Here is an 18,933-nt window from a genome sequence, read left to right as displayed (position 1 = left end):
GATTCACCTTTTACCTGGCGAGAGTCCAGAGCAGCCAACGATTTAAGTCATAGACTAATCCTGCTATTTCGTAGAGAAATTGCGCCACAGGATAGTCATAAAACCAGAGTCGATCTACAATTTTTCGAGTTATTTGAGTTGGATAAGAACCGATTACCTGTATCACTTGAAAACCGCATAATCGAAACAGTAAGGCACTCCGAAAACAATGGGGTTGATTGCAGTAAAGATAGATGTTTTTTAAGGGATAGTGCTGCCGCTGAAGCCAAACCCGCAACAGTCGGGCATTATCAAAGGTATCGAGATAAGGGCGATCGCACACATTTAAAGGAACATAAATTTTCAGGTCAGGTCGTTTTTCAGACAGATAAATTTTGGCATAGGCTTCTTCAGATAATTCACATTCAAATTTATTTCCAGGAGCAATAAAAACCACAGCTCCAACGTTTGCAACCTGGGCAACTTGATCTAGAACGGCTGCAAAATAATCTGACAGAAAGCACTGTTTTGACGTCACATCCCACGCTAATCCTTCGGTCACCACAACATGTGCGATCGCTGAAGCATCTGCCATCGTTCTCAGATTCCTCCACTCTGTTGAATGACCCAGTGCAAACTCCGACGCATTCCTTCTTCTAAATCAATTTGGGGTCGATATCCCAACTCTTGCTGAGCTTTTAGAGTCGAACAGGCGATCGTTTTATTCATTTCTGACAAAACGTGAATTTTTTGCTGATAAAACCCTAATTTCTGGATCAATGCATCCATCAACCAGGCGATTTCACTGGCAAGATTGGGCAATTTCAATCGACGATGCGCACATGGTTGATTAAATTCCTGCTCTAATAAACGCTCAACTGTATCGACAATTTCATTCATTGAATAAGGACGCTCATCTGCAATCCAATAAGTCTGACCATTGGCAATCGGAGCGATCGCCGCTAATAGCAACCCCTGGCATAAATTATCCAGATATGCCATCGATCGCAGATTATTTCCACTTCCCACAATCGGGGCTTTACCGTCTCGAATCATCTGAAAGAATAGGGTTTGGCGTGGAGGTTGATTGGGTCCATAAAACCAGGGTGCCCGAATCAAAACCGTTTCGATCTTGCCCGTCTGTTGATACTGTTTAACCGCCAATTCCATTCGCATTTTAGACCGCCCATAATTCATATACGGGCGATAGGGAGACGTTTCATCAAAGCGATGATCGGGATGAGGATTGCAACCACAGGGAGAGTTAGACGAGACAATGACCGCTCGGTTTAACTGGGCACGAATAGCAGCATCGAGCAAATTTTTCGTGCCTGTAACATTGACCTGTTCAAATTCAGCAATCCGTCGGGGATGAATGATACCGGCTGTATGAAATAACAAGGCAGACTCGGCATTTTGGCAAAAGCGATCGCAATCAGCGGGCGATCGCAGATCGCCGACAACGACTTCGATCCGATCAGACAGAGTGTGCAAGGGTGTGGCGTCTTGCCCCGGCAAAATCAAACCGCGAATCCGCAGGGTTTTGTTGGGTTGACTCAGCCGTTCGCAGTCTGGCAACCCTTTGACCAGGGCTTCGATCAAACTCAGCCCCAACCAACCTACAGCACCTGTGACCAACACTAAATCCGTTCCCAATTTCATGGCACTAAAGCTGTCCTAAAAACTGCAAGACATTGCGACGGGCGATCGCCATAATGGAACCTTGCGGATTCACCCCCGGTGCCGTACACAGCAAACTGGCATCGGCTACATAAAGATTTTGAAAGCCATGCACCCGCCCAAATGAATTTGTCGCACACACAGCCCGGTTCTCTCCCATCGGACACGACGAAAAGAGGTGAATCGTCATCAGATGCGGTAGCGATCGCGGCAACTGATCGGGCAATTGCGCCAGATCTGCCGTCGATGTAAAGCGCAAGCCACGGGTCAGACTGGGATAAAGGGCGATCGCTCCGGCTTCAAAAAGTAATAAACAGAGGTTGTGCAATCCTGCCGACACATCGTTCAAATCCTCTGGCGTCAGTCGATAGCGCACCAGCGGATCACGAAAGCCAGGGATACAGCGTACCGAACCCCGTCCAGACCCCGTAATCATGGCATAGTAAATTGCCATATTTTGCCAGGTTTGCTGGATCTGGTTGCCATAGTCAGGGTGATCAGCCATCGCCAATGCCAGATACGGCAACGAGCTGATCGAACACCCAAAGCTAAACCGGGGAGCAAATTGCTTGACCTGATGCACAGGCACACCCATGGCGGCTGAATTGATCGGGTCGGGAAATTCTGCAATGACTTTAATCGTGGGGTGCAGCCGTAACGAATTTCCAATATTGTGAGTAATACCGCTACGCCGCAACAACGCAGGCGTCTGAATCGCACCTCCCGCCACAAAAACCGTTTCTGCGTCTAGCAAGACTGGACGCGACAGCCCATCCGCCGTTTGTTGACGACACTTAAGAGACCAGCGCTGTCCTTCTTGCCGCAGTGACTCAACCCTGGTACGAGCCAACAGTTGGCACCCACTGGCTAACGCACGCGGCACAAAAGTTTTGCTCATCGATTGCTTTACCCCCTGGGGCATATCTGCATCGGTTGAGTCTTCATAGCGAAACCAGCGCGGCACTTCTGCCGATGCCCAGCCCAATTTCAGCGCTCCTTCGTGTAGTTTGAGTGATGCAGACGGCGGTCGTCCCGGCAGATAACAGACATTAACCGCCTGCTCACAGGCTGCAAAATGCGGGTGCAGATCGGCTTCCTCTAAGCCATCAACGGCAAAGTCACGCCGCCATTGTTCTAAAACGTCACCGGGTGTGCGGTAATACAACCCACTATTGACCTCGCTTCCCCCACCGACACAGCGCCCTTCCACATACTGCACTTTGGGCGCACCCATCGCGACGGTAATGCCGCCATTGCGATATTTCTGCTCCATTTCGAGCAACGAAAAGGGCGGACAAGACTCCAGGGGCAGATCGGCTCCTTCTTCGACTAACACAACATTGCGTCCGGCTTCTGCCAGTAAGCAAGCTGTAATCGAGCCACCGGGACCCGAGCCGACAACAGCAATTTCACACGTGAGGAAGTCAGGGGCAGGCGATCGCTCAGAATAGGGCAACGGTTGATTCATAAACAGGGGCAAGCCAACACATCCATCGGTGAATCGAATCCATCAGAACCATTAGTCATACCAATTTGAATTAAGCGTACGACAGATCTCTGGACGGGCTTGGCAGTGCCAAGCCCCTCCTGAACTTCATGTGCCCAAAAATTCGTTCAAATTGGTATCAGAACCGCGATTCTGAACACCATCGGCATCCGGAGTCAGACTATACCAGGCGAAAATCGTCAGACTGCTGTAAAACCGGATCAGGTCACGGCACACGCTAAACGGTGCATTGTTCCATGCCAAAATTTGCTGCCAGCGATCGCCGTGGGGTAGCTGATGAAAGCAGGTTCCCCGGCGCAACAGAGTCCAGCCGTCCAAACTCACGGTCAAAATGGCGATCGGAATTCTCAGGAAATCAGGCATTCGCTGATACTGCCGCAAGACAAACCGAACCACCTGATTATGCGGAAAGACAACCGATAACTCTGCGGTTTGGCAATGTTCTTGCATGAGGGAATAGCACAGTGCTGAGACCGTATGTTCAAAGCTTAAGTTCATGGTGGGTCGTACACTCCTGTTGCAACTCATGCGGGACTTGGATTTTCGTACCCTTTGGGTACGAAAATCCAAGTCTCCAACTAGGCTCTAGGTAATCCAGCCTTGATGCTGGAGCCAGAGAATCGTGAAGATGGTTAAGACCCAGGTCACTACCGTCATCAGAATCGGTAGATCGGTCAACAAAACCTCTTCAGGTCGTTCTGTACATCTGCCAATCGCCTGGGTTGCGGGGGTATTGGGATCTCGTTCGGTGGGGTCGCTGAGCAATTGATAGCGAAAAATGCCGTATAGCACAAACGGTAGCGTCACCATCATCCAGGGAGTGGCGGCACCGTTGACCTGGGGTCCCGAACTCCAAATGGCATAGCTCATGACGGCACCTGTGGTGGTCATATTTTCCATGCGACTGAGTAATGCCTGGGAATAGCGTTTGAGGACGGCGCGGGTTTTGCCGCCTTGAATTTCTAGCAAGCGCAGTTCGGCTTTTCGTTTTTCAACGGCTAGAAATAGTGCCAACATCGCTACACACAAGAGAAACCAGAGGGATAAAGGTACTCCGGTTGCCGCAAATCCTGCCAGGGCACGCAACACAAATCCACTGGCGATCGCCAAAATATCTAAAATGGGAATGCGCTTGAGCCGGAGATTATATGCCACCTGGAGCAGCGCATAGGCGGTTAACGTTAGCCCCAGATGCGGCGAGTGCCACCAGCCGCAGAACAACGCCCCCCCTAATAACCCCAGTGCCATTGTCCATGCCACCGGAATCTGGACTAAGCCTGCGGCAATCGGACGATGGCATTTAACTGGATGATGGCGATCGGCACGAGCATCGGCAATATCGTTGATCACATAAAAACCACTGGCAGCCGCACAAAATAAAACAAATGCCAGGATGCTATTTTGCAACGATAGCCAATGAATGCTGAAGGCAAACAGAGGTGCGGCAAACACGATGAGATTTTTCGTCCACTGGCGGGGTCTGAGGACAGCAACATGTGGCAATCGCAGGACATGGGCGATCGCCGTATAGGGCAACTGTCTGAAAACAAGGCGGCGGCTGTAATCCATGGGCTAACACAAATCAGCCATCAGGTGACTGAATGCTTGAAGAGGCACAGCTTTAGCTTGCCCCGAAAGTCCGACAGACTTACGCCCCTGGGTCGAAAAAATCAGCCTGCTAGATCATGACCCGTTTCTATTAAAATATGTGAAGAAACTGAGCTGGAAAATCTGAATGCGAGTTGCGATCGTTGGTGCAGGTTTGGCAGGGTTGGCAACAGCTGTTGAGCTAGCAGATGCCGGACACGAAGTCGAAATTTTTGAGGCACGTCCTTTTGTGGGTGGCAAAGTGGGCAGTTGGGTTGACCCCGATGGCAACCACATTGAGATGGGGTTGCATGTCTTTTTCTTTAACTACGCCAATTTGTTTGCGTTGATGGAAAAAGTCGGTGCCATTCAAAATCTGCGTCCTAAAGATCATCTGCACACCTTCATCAATCGCGGCGGCGTCATGGGCGCGTTAGATTTTCGGTTTCCCATTGGTGCGCCGTTTAACGGACTCAAAGCCTTTTTTACCACGTCGCAATTGTCCGTCATGGATAAGCTGCAAAATGCGATCGCCCTTGGCACCAGTCCCTTAGTGCTGGGGTTGATCAACTACGAGGCGGCGATGAAAATTATCCGCGCATTAGATAGCGTTAGCTTTGCCGATTGGTTTCGTCGCCACGGCGGGTCTGAAGGTAGCCTTAAACGAATGTGGAACCCAATCGCCTATGCTCTGGGGTTCATCGACACCGAGCAAATTTCTGCCCGATGCATGTTAACTATCTTCCAGATGTTTGCCGCCAAAACCAAAGCATCTCGGCTGAATATGCTAGAGGGTTCGCCCCACGAATATCTCCACAAACCGATCGTGACCTATCTAGAAGCACGGGGCGTCAAGATTCACACGCGTCGGCAAACTCGCAAGATTTTATTTGCTGGCGAAGGCGAACAGACGCAGGTAACTGGGTTGGTGATTGCCAATGGTGATGCGGAAGACACGATCACAGCGGATGCCTATGTGGCAGCATGTGATGTCCCTGGCATCCAGCGGCTTTTGCCCGAAGAATGGCGGCAGTGGCAAGAATTTGACAATATCTATAAGCTAGAAGCGGTTCCTGTGGTTACGGTGCAGTTGCGGTTTGATGGCTGGGTCACAGAACTGAACGATGCAGACGCCCGAACCCAACTTAAGCAGGCTGCGGGTCTAGATAACTTGCTTTATACTTCAGATGCTGACTTTTCGTGTTTTGCAGATCTGGCACTGGCTAGCCCTGCGGACTATTACCGACCCGGCGAAGGATCGTTGTTACAGCTGGTGTTGACGCCGGGAGATCCGTTTATTAAATCGAGTAATGAGGCGATCGCTCAGCATGTCCTCAAACAGGTTCACGATCTGTTTCCATCCTCTCGTGACCTCAACATGACCTGGTACAGCGTCGTCAAGCTGGCACAATCCCTCTACCGCGAAGCACCCGGCATGGATCCCTATCGTCCCGATCAAAAAACACCGATCGCCAACTTCTTCCTGGCAGGTAGCTATACCCAGCAAGACTACATTGATAGCATGGAAGGAGCGACCCTATCTGGACGCCAAGCCGCAAACGTGATTTTGGCAAGCGTGAAACGGTAGGAACGGTTTGAATTTTAAGTTTTGAATTTTAAGCGTTGAACCTGAAGTTTTGAACTGGAAGTTTTGAATTGAAAGGCTCCAACTTACAGCCATTTTCAATTGATTAAGCCACAGATTTTTTGTTGTGTGCCGCGCTCCGCGCGGCACACAACAAAAAATTTAACCATATCCAAGCGCGAAGCACTGTAAGAAGGATCGTGAATTAAATAAACTGTCATTATCCTTTCCCTTTCTCCTTATCTCTCAACTTCCCTATCTTCCCTACCTTCCTCCCCCTAACTTTATGACTGATTGGCTAGAACATACCGTTCAGGTTGAAGTCGAAACCCCCATCCACGTAGTCTGGGATCTATGGTCTGATCTAGAACAAATGCCCAGTTGGATGAAATGGATTGACTCAGTAAAAGTATTAGAAGACAACCCCGAATTATCGCGCTGGCGGCTGGCAACAGGAGGCTTTGAGTTTAGCTGGCTCTCTCGAATTCTAAAAGTGATCCCCAACCAAATTATTCAGTGGGAATCGGTAGACGGCTTGCCCAACCGTGGAGCCATCCGGTTTTACGATCGCGGCAAAAGCAGCATTGTCAAACTAACTGTGGGCTACGCCATTCCTGGATTTATTGGCAAGCTAATGGATAACTTATTCCTGGGGCGGGTGGTTGAATCGACTCTCCAGGCAGACATGGATCGATTTCGCGACTATGCCTTGAACAGTTACCAGCAATCTTAAACTCTGATCAAGATCTAATCACATCTCAAGTCTTTCAGAGCGCGCGACGGCTCCGCCGTCGCGCGCGCTTGGTCTTAACTTGCCAGGGCTTTTAGGGCACTGATATAACCGGCGATCGCATGGTCTTTGAATCGTTGCGTCAGAAAATTGAAGCTAAAGCGAGATCCCATGCGTACTTCATTATCGACATGGCGATAGCCCTGCCAATATCTCGGTACGGCTGGCACAATATCCATCCCATAGACAAAACGATGGCTATCGGGCACCCGCCGATTAAACGACTCGACAAAGCCTTGATTGCCGACCCTGGGAGAACCAAAGGTATACACATCAATCGCGGTATCCGGGAAATTATATTGCACATCGACCGCACAGAGAGTGGCTAGCGCCCCACCTAAGCTATGCCCCGTGAGGGTGAGTGTTGAAACCTGACGGCTACGCATAAATTCATGGATATCGTCGCGCACCGATAAGTAGGATTTCACAAATCCCTCATGCATCTTAGCGCCGGATTTGCTCTCACCGCCGTAGGGATAAACCTGTTCCTTTTGGTCAACCACTTGCTGTTGCAAGGTTTTCTGAAATTCAAAGCTTTGTTGTCGCAACTCAAAGTTAGTATCCCAATCCATCTTCTTATCACTACCGCGAAAGACAATGAAATAGGAACCACTGCCACGCTCTCGAAAGAGCGCACATTGAGTATCCGACTCTGTGCGATCGAGAAAGAATGGTTCGCCATCCAATTCACATTGAAATTTAACCGTAGCAAAGTCCTGATAGATATCTTGCGATAGACAAGCGCATTTAATAGCTTTGACGGAATCCATAGTCACTCTGGGGGCAAATTAATGTTATTGAGCGGCAACTGCCCACCAAGCCAGTGCATAGGATTGAGTCGGTTGGTTGACGCGATCGCGATAAACCACTCGAATCTTATAGCGCCCTGTGTCTGGAATTTGATGAAAGATATGTTCGACGCTATCCACATCACTCTTGGAGGACCAGATGCTATCCGCTGTATCGCTATCTTCAGCTCGCATCAGATAAATGTCCAGATTATTTAAACCTCTGTCACGAAAGGTTTCTCCCATGTCATACAAATCATTGCCGTTGGCATCTTGCAGCTCGACTACGCGATCCCATGCCAACGTGACCGAGATAAAGCTGTCTTTTTGTAACGGTTGATCCAATACATAGTCTTGATAGTCGGGCGCATCGTTGCCCGTTCCAACGGTGCGATAATCCCACCCGATCGTCGGAACGGGTGCCTCTGGACTCCACTGCCCCGGACTAAATTGTTCGATCGCTCGATAGACGTTGAGATGCCCCGTCCCAACTTCAGCATCCAGAGGAATCGTTTGATCGCGGTAGGCATCGGAATCGAACCAGTTGTCGTTATGCTGATTGACCACCGTTCGCATCATCCCCAACAGCAAGCCATCCCCCGCATCCTGGATCTTGTCAGCCGAGTTCATCAAGATCACTTTGGTCACCTCATGGCGGCGGGCATCTAGACTCCAACGGGGTTGGCGATCGCGAATTTGGCGATCGCCAAATTCTTGCACCAGTGCCACCGACGCCGTCACATGGGGAGCCGCAAAACTGGTGCCCGTCGAACGAGCTAGACTGCCATCGGGGTTAATCATCTCAATCCCGGTACCCGGAGCCACTAAGCTAATCGACCGACGTGGTCCAACATTGCTTTCCGTCGCCGGGTCACGACCGATGACCACCGATGGATCACTCCCCAGGTTGGAAAAATCGACTTTGCGGAACACCCCATCCACCTGGGTTGAATTTGCCACATTCACACCATTAAAATTATCCGTTGGAATAGGAATGCCACCCTGTCCCTGATTTCCCGCAATCACATACAGAACATCGTGTTCGATAGTGGACCAATCAATACACTGAGTTAATAACGCATTACCATCCAACACAGCATCGGGGCGCGGATCGGTCATTAATGATTCGCCAAAACTAAAATTAGTCGCCCGCAATTCCCCTCCGTTTTGCAATGCCACTGTCTGGGAAGCAAGACACTCCTGCGGTTGCCCACTGCGTTCAAAATAGCCGACGGCTGAAGAATATAAGCTGGCATTCGGGGCTACTCCAGTCAACAGCTTATCCTGGCTAATCATGACGCTGGCAACATTGGCAGCATGACCATCGACATAATCGTTTGCCTGCGCCAACGTATCGAGATGAAATAGCCGACTGACATGGACAACCATGTTATTGACCGCTGCTTTATCCAAGCCAAACTGAGCAGGACGACCAATCTCGACCTGCCCGATGGCGATTTTACTCCCAGTTAAGTTAAACGGAGCTTCATGGAGCCGACGCGCATCAATGCCGTTTTCCCCGACTGATATCATCAATGCCAACGCTGGAGTGCCAATCAGAGGAATAGTCAATCCTCCAACTAGCCACATCAGTCGTTTCACAGGTTGCTGCTGGGGCATGAGTGCTTCTCCAAAAGTCGATAAATTTCTCGTGAATTATGGAATCTTTGGGATCAAAGATTCAGAGCCAGGGAGCAGGGTTTGTTAAACTGGGTACTAAACAGGACGCAGGGGAGATAGTACCAGCTATGACCGAAAACCGATCCACTAAACCCATTGTTATTGCTCCATCTATCCTATCAGCCGATTTCAGTCGCCTGGGCGACGAGATCAAGGCGGTTGACCAAGCCGGAGCCGATTGGATTCATGTTGACGTGATGGATGGTCGATTTGTCCCGAATATAACGATCGGTCCACTGATCGTCGAGGCAATTCGTCCGGTCACACAAAAGCCTCTGGATGTCCATTTGATGATTGTGGAACCCGAGAAGTACGTTGAAGGTTTTGCTAAAGCTGGCGCAGATATTATCTCCGTCCATGCCGAGCATAATGCATCTCCCCACCTACACCGCACTCTTTGCCAAATTCGAGAATTGGGCAAGCAAGCAGGGGTCGTGTTAAATCCCTCGACCCCCCTGGAGCTGATCGAGTACGTCCTGGAAGTCTGCGATCTGGTGTTGATTATGAGTGTCAACCCCGGTTTTGGTGGACAAAGCTTCATTCCTGGAGTACTGCCCAAAATTCGTAAGTTGCGCCAAATGTGCGACGAACGTGGTCTTGATCCCTGGATCGAAGTGGATGGCGGTCTGAAGATTAACAATACCTGGCAAGTCTTGGAAGCGGGTGCCAATGCCGTGGTCGCAGGTTCAGCCGTATTCAATGCCAAAGACTATGCCGAAGCGATCGAGGGAATCCGCAACAGCAAACGTCCCGCACCCGAATTAGTGACGGCATAACCAGCGGTTGGCGATTAGAGATTTGCCAGAAAATATATTCCCATTTGTAGGGTGCGTTACGGCTAGCCGTAACGCACCGCAGGCATTTTAGTTTCGTGCAAGTCCCTAGCGGTTAGTTGCAGGGTGTGTCGGGCAAAATCTAACGCACCTTACTGAATCACCTTTTTCTCCAAAATCAAATTATTTCGATCCAGGGTTGCCTGCATCTCTGCCAACTGACCCAGTTGCGCTTCGAGGTCGGCAACTTTTCGCTTATATTGCACTTTTCGTTCGAGAGCTGCCTTTGCCAGGGGTTCTTTGCCTTGTTTCAATGCTAATTGAGCAACCCGATGCCACGTACTCATTTCTTTACGGGCTTGCTCATATTGCGTCTGAAGCTGGGTGTGGGCGATCGCCACATTGCCCTGGGCATTTTTGAGCAACCGAGTTGCCTGGACAATATCTCCCCCATGCATGGCTTCATCAATCAGCTGCCGTGCCGCAGAATTACTCATTCGGCTGAGATCTAGCCCAAAGTCAGCCAATTGATGACTTTCGTTTCTGCCGGTCTTACACCAGTTGGCAAAATGTTCGCAATTATTGGTGAGCAAATCATACTGTTGTTCACCCAGTCGGCTCTCTGCCCGTTGTAGCACCACATCTGGAATATAGCTGACCGACTGAGGTTTCAGATAAATTGGATTCCCCATCGCAAACGTTGCCATGGAAGTCCGCCGAATCGTCGGTGGATCACTGATTTTGCTGTAATGAATAACCGTGCCATCACCACAGTCAATGCCGTGATGTTCATAAACGCCGGTTAGCCCTGCCAGGGGACGCATTACATAAATTTGGTCGCCGCGTATCATGTTGAGAGCAAGAGGGTAGGGGTTAGGGGGTTGAGAGATAGACATTTTGTCAGCCCTTCGGGCGACTTTGCCAAGGCAAAGCCTCTTTGAAATCCTCAGGGATGCTCATAAACATATCTTGAATCACGTATGTGGCAGCGTGCGGCGAAGCCGCACGCTGCCACATACGTTGCCAAATTAGTGATAGGTTTTGATGTCGTCAGGATTCTTAGGTTTCATCGAAAGTATCGCCGTCTTCATCACTGACTACCCGGTTGCGACCTTGAGATTTGGCTTTGAGCAAATTTTGGTCAGCCCGGTGCAACAGATTCAACCCTTTGGCATCGTCTTCGGCGCGGAGGGAAGCGGCACCCGCACTCACCGTCATATTTAAATCCAGGGTGTCGTTGATCGCAAAGGGTTGCTGACTAATCAATTGACAAATTCGATAAGCAATCAAGGTTGCTTCCTGACTGCCTGTGTCACTGAGAATGATCACAAATTCTTCTCCACCATATCGAAAAGGCGTGTCGTAAAACCGTAAGTTATGGCGCAGACGAGAGGAAAATAGCTGTAAGGCGCGATCGCCCACTAGATGACCGTAGGTGTCGTTAATCATCTTAAAGTAATCCACATCCAGCATAATTAAGCTGATGGGCATATTGCGAGAACGAGCGTTTTGAATCTGTCGAGGCAATTCCCACTCAAACGCCCGACGGTTATTGAGTTCGGTCAGCGGATCAGAAAGGGCGATCGCCGACAATAAGTCATTCGTTCGCATCAGTTCGCGATGGTTTTTGACTCGCCGTAACCCGGCTGCAACATTGGCTCTGACTAAGCGATATTGCCACTGGGATAACGTTGGAGCAGAGAACCCTTTGCCGTCAGTTAGTTCGGGCAGATAGACTGCCAAATACGCATCTGCCCCAGACTCTAACGCCGTAATCTCAGCGGTCGCAATTTGTTCTTGATCCAACTCTGCTTTGACCCAATTTGACTCAAAAACGATATCGACCAAAATGCAATAAATCCAGGCTAATCTGCCTTGAGATTTAATTTGTTGACAGAGGTCTAACACACCCACCCGGTCTGCCTGCACAACCAAAATATCGGGTTGTTGAGCGTGAATCAGCGGCATCGCTTCGTGCGGATTGGGTGCCACTCCGATACTAAAGGTTGCTAAATTTCGAATGGGCTCTTGCAGAATTGTTATGAAGTCATCGCTTCCAACCAGAAGAATTGAAGCATCCATGAATATATTGGGAGCCTACCCTGTAAATGAAAACAGATTTTTGATTAGCCATGAGAGCCAAATCATTTGGTATTTAAGGTGAACGATAAGCCCACAAATAATCCACTCTCATGAGCGGAAGGATGAGATCACTAAAAGCAACGAGGTGGTAGCTGCCAACGCAACAACCACCATGACAAATATCTACGTAATAGCACGCATATTTGATCCGTTTTATTACTCATTTGATACAACTGTGAATGATGACATTCCGGATATTCAAGGTTTTGGCTCTTGAATGGGATACCCAAAGATTTTGATGCCAATTCTGAAGGAACGTCTTTTAAAATTAGAACCTGAACCCCGACGCGTGATCGGTTTGTAATAGATTTTGTCGAATCCTATAGCATGATTGAAAATGGAAATTAAAGCCTCATCATTTATGCGGGTAAATTTATCCGAAGCCTGGATTATACGACGACAAATGGTGATGACAAAACCCTCCGTAGCCGTTACTGAGGTAGCGCTGATCTTAATAAGTGAATTTGACTAGGGAAGCTCTCATCCCATCCTCGCATTCATCCTTAAGAATCACCCACGCTGAATGATTTAGGATAGTTATATTGCCGCAGAGCAGACTGCGTAAATGTTCGGATGGATCAAAGCCCGGTTGAATAAGGAAAATAGCGATCGCCTGATGGGTGTGCGTTCATCCATGCCCTGGCAGGCACTCTGCGATCGCATTAACGCACCGCAGCCGTTTGAAGAGTCTGCCGTCCAACATTCTGCACCGATAATATTCTGCGATTGAAATCTAAGTAATAAATTCCATGTTCAAATCCCTCAGCGGCACCCAAATTCGAGACACGTTCCTGAACTTCTACAAAGAAAGAGGGCACCAAATTTTGCCGAGCGCCTCACTGGTGCCTGAAGACCCAACGGTGCTGCTGACCATCGCCGGAATGCTGCCCTTTAAGCCGATTTTCTTGGGGCAGCGATCGTCAGAATTTCTCAGAGCCACCTCTTCTCAGAAATGTATTCGCACCAACGACATCGAAAATGTCGGGCGAACCGCACGGCATCATACCTTTTTTGAGATGCTGGGCAACTTTAGCTTTGGCGATTATTTCAAAGAAAAGGCGATCGCCTGGGCATGGGAGCTTTCGACCGACGTGTTTGGGTTGCCACCCGAACAGCTGGTCGTGAGCGTATTTCGGGAAGATGACGAAGCCTTTGCCATTTGGCGCGATCAGATCAAAGTGCCTACAAATCGGATCATTCGCATGGATGAAGCCGATAACTTTTGGGTATCGGGTCCGACGGGTCCCTGTGGTCCCTGTTCTGAGATTTACTACGACTTTCATCCCGAATTGGGTGACGAACAGATTGATCTGGAAGATGACAGCCGGTTCATCGAGTTTTATAACCTTGTGTTCATGCAATACAACCGCGATGCCGGAGGCAATCTGACGCCCCTGCAAGCTCAAAATATTGACACGGGCATGGGTTTAGAACGGATGGCACAGATTCTTCAACGGGTGCCCAACAACTATGAAACCGATCTGATCTTCCCCATTGTGGAAACGGCTGCCGCCCTTGCTCAGATCGATTACGCCACAGCCGACGAAACTACAAAAGTCTCCCTCAAAGTGATTGGGGATCACGTCCGGTCTGTGGTTCACATGATTGCCGATGGCATTACGGCATCCAATTTGGGGCGAGGGTATGTGTTGCGACGATTGATTCGGCGGGTGGTGCGTCATGGGCGGCTGATTGGCATCAATCGTCCCTTTGTCAGTGATGTGGCAGAAACGGCGATCGCTCTCTGTGAGACTGCCTATGCCAATGTCCGAGACCGAGAAAAAGTGATCAAAGCAGAGTTGCAACTGGAGGAGGCTCGTTTTTTAGAAACTCTGGATCGGGGTGAAAAACTGCTGAGCGACATTTTGCAACGGGTGGGCGACACGGGTGAAATTTCTGGCTCTGATGCCTTTGTTTTGTATGACACCTATGGGTTTCCGTTAGAGCTGACGCAGGAGATTGCCGAAGAAAAAGGTCTAACCGTTGATGCGGCTGGCTTTGAAACAGAAATGGAGAAACAACGGCAGCGATCGCAAGCCGCCCATGAAACCATTGATCTGACGGTGCAGGGCGCACTCGATCAGCTCGCTGAAAAGCTCCATGAAACTGAATTTTTGGGGTATACCCAACCGACCAGTTCCGCAGACGTGAAGCTGTTATTGGTCGAAGGTAAAGCTGTCGCGTCTGCGACGGCTGGAACAGCGGTTCAAGTCGTACTCGACCAAACGCCTTTCTATGCGGAGTCGGGTGGACAAATTGGCGATCGCGGTTATCTGTCCGGCGACGATTTGTTAGTGCGGATCGAGGATGTACAAAAAGATGGCGCAATTTTCGTCCACATGGGTCGCATTGAGCGGGGCACCTTAAAAACGGGCGATCGCGTCACAGCTCAAGTTGATCTGGCGTGCCGTCGGCGTGCCCAGGCAAACCATACGGCAACCCATTTACTCCAGGCGGCATTAAAACTGATTGTGGATGACGGGATTTCGCAAGCCGGATCGATGGTGGCATTTGATCGGCTGCGATTTGATTTCAACCTGTCCCGCCCCATTACAGCCGCAGAACTTGAGCAGATCGAAGACCAGGTCAACACCTGGATTGCTGAAGCCCATGCGGCGCAAATAGCGGTGATGCCGATAACCGAGGCAAAGGCAAAAGGTGCTACTGCTATGTTTGGCGAGAAATATGGCGATGAAGTGCGCGTGATTGATTTCCCTGGCGTCTCGATGGAGCTGTGTGGCGGTACCCATGTCGGCAATACCGCAGAAATTGGCTTATTCAAAATTATTTCTGAATCGGGGGTCGCAGCGGGGATTCGTCGTATTGAAGCGGTTGCCGGAGCGTCCGTGTTGGAATATCTGAATGTGCGGGATAAAGTCGTGCGTGAGTTGGGCGATCGCTTCAAAGTCAAACCTGAAGAATTGCCCGATCGCATTACTGCTCTGCAAACGGAGATCAAAACCTTGCAGCGGCAACTGGGCATCACCAAATCAGAACTGGCGCTGGCAAAGTCTGATCAACTGTTAACACAAGCGGAAAGCATCGGTGATTTCAAAGTATTGGTGGCGGAGTTACCCGGAGTAGATGCCGAATCGCTAAAAACAGTTGCCGAACAGCTGTTACAAAAACTGGGAGAAGGAGCAGTCGTCCTTGGCTCTGTTCCCGAACCCGACAAAGTCAGCCTGGTGGCAGCGTTTAGCAAAGGTATCAATGCTAAAGGTTTGCAAGCTGGCAAATTTATTGGTGCGATCGCTCAAATTTGCGGTGGAGGTGGGGGTGGTCGTCCCAATCTGGCACAGGCAGGCGGACGTGATGCCAGTAAGTTGCCCGAAGCGATCGCCACTGCCCGCGAAAAGATCACAACGGCTTTGAGTTAAACAAGCGGAGATAGGCTGTAGAGACGCGATAAATCGCGTCTCTACAGGTGAATTAATTAATCCCTAGCCCTATTCACCACCCACTCAATCACCTGTTTGCCTAGGCACACCTGGTTGAGCCGATCGATTTCGCGAATGCCGGTAGGACTGGTGACATTGACTTCGGTCAAATAGCCGCCGATGATATCAATCCCAACAAAGTACAACCCATCACGGCGTAGGGTGGGTGCCAGTTGGGTACAGATGTCGCGATCGCGATCGGTAATCTCTGCCGCCGCAACCCGTCCGCCTACTGCCATATTGCCGCGAAACTCTTTGCCTGTAGGAATCCGGTTAACGGCTCCAATCGGTTTGCCGTCCAATAAAATGATGCGTTTATCGCCATCTTTAGCGGCGGGAAGATAGCGTTGCACCATCACGGGATAGCGGTGTTGGGTGCTGATTTCAATCAAAGAATTGAAGTTGCGATCGCCCATTTCCATATAAAGAATGCCCTCGCCCCCCTTACCACCCAGAGGTTTGAGTACGGCTGCGCCCTGCTGTTCAACAAACTGTTGAATCACCTGTTTATCCTGGCTGACGATGGTTTCTGGAATCGCCCCGGTAAATTGCAACGCATACATTTTTTCATTCGCTGCTCTCAAACCACTGGGCGCATTCACCACCAGGGTTTTGGCAGGGTCAACATAGTCAAGGATATAGGTGGCATAGAGGTAAGGCACATTCACGGGCGGATCGGTGCGCATAAACACCGCATCCATGTCTTCTAAGGGCAGCAACTGGCAATCGCCCAGCTGATACCAGGTTGTTTCAGCCATCCAATGACCTTCTACCAATTTCACTGGCGTCAGTTGCACCGGGTAACACGTCGCCCAGGCTTTGCCACTCGCTACACTCAACTGATGTGCCTCAGTGATCCAAACGTCATGACCTAAGAGTTGAGCAGCTTCCATCAACGCCACACTCGTATCATGCCCCGGATCGAGTTTGTGGATGGGATCGATGATAAATACAAATTTCACTGGGTTATTCTCCTGACTTCATCCCCAAGCGCGATGCACATTCATTCTCTCAGGATTGTGAATTCAATAGGCGGTTATGCCGTGGGGGGATAAGCGGCTTACCCCAGCGGGCAAAGGTTGGCGCGCGACCGTCCGCTAGACAGCTACACGGCGTCGCGGAATAGACGTATCAATTTGCTCCCCAACCCCCAATTCTGGAGGAACCGGATTGGTTAAAGTCCCCCAGAGTTGGGGAATTCAGGAGGCTACTCACGTTACTATCGCTCACCATTCATCCCTGTACTCAGCAACACCCAGATATACTCAACCCCACACTTGATTCAATCCATCATCCTAAGCCACCCCCTCCAGCAGAGGATCGAGCTTTCCTTGGGCATTCAACGCATGCAGATCATCGCAACCCCCCACATGTTGATTGTTGATAAAAATCTGGGGCAACGACCGTCTACCATGCGATCGCTCTGCCATTTTGGCGCGGGCACGCTCATCTCCATCAATGCAATATTCAGTAAATTCGACGCCCTTCTTATTGAGCAACGCTTTCGCACGAATGCAAAACGGGCAAGAACTCCAGGTATAAATCTCAACGTTTGCAGCCATAGCCAGATCATCCCTAAAACGAGCAACATTTCTTAAATTTTAGTCGTTAACGCTAGTTCCATGCCGTGTGTAGAGTGGTTTCGACTGCGTTTAACCAGCCTGCACGCTGCGCAATGTCAAAGGACAAACTTGCACACCGCTATATGCACGGGAGATGCGCTATCGAGACAACGTGAACTCTCAAAATTCTAAGAATGTCTCGATGACAACATCCTACGGGCATTCTATTGGGATAAAGATTAACCCCAAATTTTATTTTCAAACCATGCGTTGGAGTCGTCGTCAGGCCTTATATCTACTCTCTGGTGCTGCAAGTAGCTTGATGCTTCATGCTTGCAATCGCCCAGATGAATCCTCTGCTTCTACCTCATCCTCAAACTCGACCCCAGAGTTAACTGCAACCATCGGCATCGTGACCTGGATTGGCTATGCCCCCCTCTACATTGCCCAAGAGAAGGGCTTTTATCGAGAGTTGGGGTTAAATCTCGATCTCACCGTATTTAATTCAGGTGCCGATGCGATCGCCGCTTTCACTGCCGGACAAATTGATGGACTATCGTTAGTGCCCTCTGAAGCCGTAGCGCTTGCTGCCAATGGCAAAGACTACCGCATCAGCTTTGTCGTTGATACATCCAACGGTGGCGATGGCATTCTGGCACGCACCAGTGTGAAAGATTTAGCAGATTTCAAAGGCAAACAAATTGCAGTCGAAACCGGAGGAGTGAGTCACTTTTTCTTACTGGAAGTCATGACTGAAGCGGGCTTAAAAGAAAACGATGTGACGTTAGTCAATCTAACGCCCGATGCTGCCGCTGCGGCTTACCAATCCGGCAAAGTTGACATTGCCGTGACCTATGCACCCTTCCTGTTTAATGCCAACGCTGGACAACCAGATGGGCGAATTATTTACGATAGTTCTCAGTTAAGCATTCCAACCGCGATCGCAGATCTGATTATCTTTGAGACGGAATTTACACAAACCAGTCCCAAAGCGATCGAAGCGTTTATTCAAGCCAATTTGAAAGGGCTAGATTTTCTCAACACGAACCCGAGCGAAGGCTTAGCGATCGCAGCCAAACAATTAGGGCTAACCCCGGATGAGTTAAACGAGCAGTTGGATGGCGTCAAGTTAGCCACGTTAGACGACAACATCAACATGCTAAACAACCCTGATAGCAATCTCTATTTACTGACACCGCTCAATGCCTTAGCCAGTTTCTTAGCAGCACAGGGTCAAATCAGCCAAAAGCCTGATTTTTCAAACCTGTTGGCACCACAGTTCGTTCTTAAACTCAAGCCAGAGTCCCCCATCTGATGCCATAAAGACATGACAGGTAGCCAAGGAGAACATTACACCTTGCGTAAAAACAAAAAAACCTAACTTTTTTAGGAGAGCAACGGCTTTGCCGTTGCTCTCCTAAAA

General features: G+C 49.6%; 17 protein-coding genes. 6 read left to right on the top strand and 11 right to left on the bottom strand.

Annotation, left to right across the window (positions count from 1 at the left end):
• Positions 1–10: 10 nt before the first annotated feature.
• The 5 genes from ACR6Z4_RS21230 to ACR6Z4_RS21210 all read right to left on the bottom strand — a co-directional run bounded on the left by ACR6Z4_RS21230 (position 11) and on the right by ACR6Z4_RS21210 (position 4,735).
• On the bottom strand, positions 11–574 hold the full coding sequence (locus ACR6Z4_RS21230; RefSeq protein WP_479719319.1) for a YdcF family protein: 564 nt from the start codon (positions 572–574) through the stop codon (positions 11–13).
• 5 nt (positions 575–579) lie between these two features.
• Positions 580–1,641, bottom strand: coding sequence for an NAD-dependent epimerase/dehydratase family protein (locus ACR6Z4_RS21225; protein WP_479719318.1), 1,062 nt, complete (start codon positions 1,639–1,641; stop codon positions 580–582).
• A 4-nt stretch (positions 1,642–1,645) separates the two neighbouring features.
• Positions 1,646–3,127 (bottom strand): GMC family oxidoreductase N-terminal domain-containing protein, encoded by a 1,482-nt coding sequence (locus ACR6Z4_RS21220; RefSeq protein WP_479719317.1) that lies wholly within the window; start codon positions 3,125–3,127, stop codon positions 1,646–1,648.
• Positions 3,128–3,253: 126 nt separating this feature from the next.
• Positions 3,254–3,664 (bottom strand): hypothetical protein, encoded by a 411-nt coding sequence (locus tag ACR6Z4_RS21215; protein WP_479719316.1) that lies wholly within the window; start codon positions 3,662–3,664, stop codon positions 3,254–3,256.
• Positions 3,665–3,751: 87 nt separating this feature from the next.
• Positions 3,752–4,735, bottom strand: coding sequence for a decaprenyl-phosphate phosphoribosyltransferase (locus ACR6Z4_RS21210; RefSeq protein WP_479719315.1), 984 nt, complete (start codon positions 4,733–4,735; stop codon positions 3,752–3,754).
• Between the two features lie 166 nt (positions 4,736–4,901).
• Here ACR6Z4_RS21210 and zds point away from each other — a divergent pair, with 166 nt between their 5' ends.
• Entirely contained in the window at positions 4,902–6,341 is a 1,440-nt protein-coding gene (gene zds / locus ACR6Z4_RS21205) for a 9,9'-di-cis-zeta-carotene desaturase (protein WP_479719314.1), read from the top strand.
• 283 nt (positions 6,342–6,624) lie between these two features.
• Positions 6,625–7,071, top strand: a complete 447-nt coding sequence (locus tag ACR6Z4_RS21200) for an SRPBCC family protein (protein ID WP_479719313.1) — start codon at positions 6,625–6,627, stop codon at positions 7,069–7,071.
• A gap of 74 nt (positions 7,072–7,145) precedes the next feature.
• On the opposite strand, the gene ACR6Z4_RS21195 is transcribed toward ACR6Z4_RS21200, so the two are convergent.
• Together ACR6Z4_RS21195 and ACR6Z4_RS21190 are read right to left on the bottom strand one after the other, a co-directional pair.
• Positions 7,146–7,898 carry a lipase family protein gene (locus ACR6Z4_RS21195; RefSeq protein WP_479719312.1) on the bottom strand — a complete coding sequence of 251 codons (753 nt, stop codon included), beginning with the start codon at positions 7,896–7,898 and terminating at the stop codon, positions 7,146–7,148.
• 24 nt (positions 7,899–7,922) lie between these two features.
• Positions 7,923–9,536, bottom strand: a complete 1,614-nt coding sequence (locus ACR6Z4_RS21190) for a S8 family serine peptidase (protein WP_479719311.1) — start codon at positions 9,534–9,536, stop codon at positions 7,923–7,925.
• A 128-nt stretch (positions 9,537–9,664) separates the two neighbouring features.
• Between ACR6Z4_RS21190 and rpe the strand changes: the two genes are divergently transcribed.
• Positions 9,665–10,372, top strand: coding sequence for a ribulose-phosphate 3-epimerase (gene rpe / locus ACR6Z4_RS21185; protein WP_479719310.1), 708 nt, complete (start codon positions 9,665–9,667; stop codon positions 10,370–10,372).
• Between the two features lie 149 nt (positions 10,373–10,521).
• On the opposite strand, the gene ACR6Z4_RS21180 is transcribed toward rpe, so the two are convergent.
• Together ACR6Z4_RS21180 and ACR6Z4_RS21175 are read right to left on the bottom strand one after the other, a co-directional pair.
• The gene (locus ACR6Z4_RS21180; protein ID WP_479719309.1) at positions 10,522–11,265 is read right to left on the bottom strand and encodes a lecithin retinol acyltransferase family protein; all 744 of its coding nucleotides are present in this window, start codon (positions 11,263–11,265) and stop codon (positions 10,522–10,524) included.
• A gap of 163 nt (positions 11,266–11,428) precedes the next feature.
• Positions 11,429–12,451 (bottom strand): diguanylate cyclase, encoded by a 1,023-nt coding sequence (locus tag ACR6Z4_RS21175; RefSeq protein ID WP_479719308.1) that lies wholly within the window; start codon positions 12,449–12,451, stop codon positions 11,429–11,431.
• 625 nt (positions 12,452–13,076) lie between these two features.
• Between ACR6Z4_RS21175 and ACR6Z4_RS21170 the strand changes: the two genes are divergently transcribed.
• Both ACR6Z4_RS21170 and alaS read left to right on the top strand, forming a co-directional pair.
• Positions 13,077–13,241 carry a hypothetical protein gene (locus ACR6Z4_RS21170; protein ID WP_479719307.1) on the top strand — a complete coding sequence of 55 codons (165 nt, stop codon included), beginning with the start codon at positions 13,077–13,079 and terminating at the stop codon, positions 13,239–13,241.
• A 19-nt stretch (positions 13,242–13,260) separates the two neighbouring features.
• Positions 13,261–15,888: an alanine--tRNA ligase gene (gene alaS, locus ACR6Z4_RS21165; RefSeq protein ID WP_479719306.1), complete on the top strand. Its 2,628-nt coding sequence runs from the start codon at positions 13,261–13,263 to the stop codon at positions 15,886–15,888.
• A 56-nt stretch (positions 15,889–15,944) separates the two neighbouring features.
• On the opposite strand, the gene gshB is transcribed toward alaS, so the two are convergent.
• Together gshB and grxC are read right to left on the bottom strand one after the other, a co-directional pair.
• On the bottom strand, positions 15,945–16,910 hold the full coding sequence (gshB, locus tag ACR6Z4_RS21160) for a glutathione synthase (protein WP_479719305.1): 966 nt from the start codon (positions 16,908–16,910) through the stop codon (positions 15,945–15,947).
• Between the two features lie 333 nt (positions 16,911–17,243).
• Positions 17,244–17,510 carry a glutaredoxin 3 gene (gene grxC / locus ACR6Z4_RS21155; protein ID WP_479719304.1) on the bottom strand — a complete coding sequence of 89 codons (267 nt, stop codon included), beginning with the start codon at positions 17,508–17,510 and terminating at the stop codon, positions 17,244–17,246.
• A 202-nt stretch (positions 17,511–17,712) separates the two neighbouring features.
• On the opposite strand from grxC, the gene ACR6Z4_RS21150 reads away from it, so the two are divergent.
• Complete coding sequence (locus ACR6Z4_RS21150) at positions 17,713–18,825, top strand: ABC transporter substrate-binding protein (RefSeq protein ID WP_479719303.1); 1,113 nt, start codon at positions 17,713–17,715, stop codon at positions 18,823–18,825.
• Positions 18,826–18,933 lie beyond the last annotated feature (108 nt).

It is taken from the genome of Calyptranema fuscum S582, assembly GCF_055793305.1.
The sequence above is the reverse complement of the archived record's forward strand: the minus strand, read 5'-3'. Positions and strand labels throughout refer to the sequence as shown.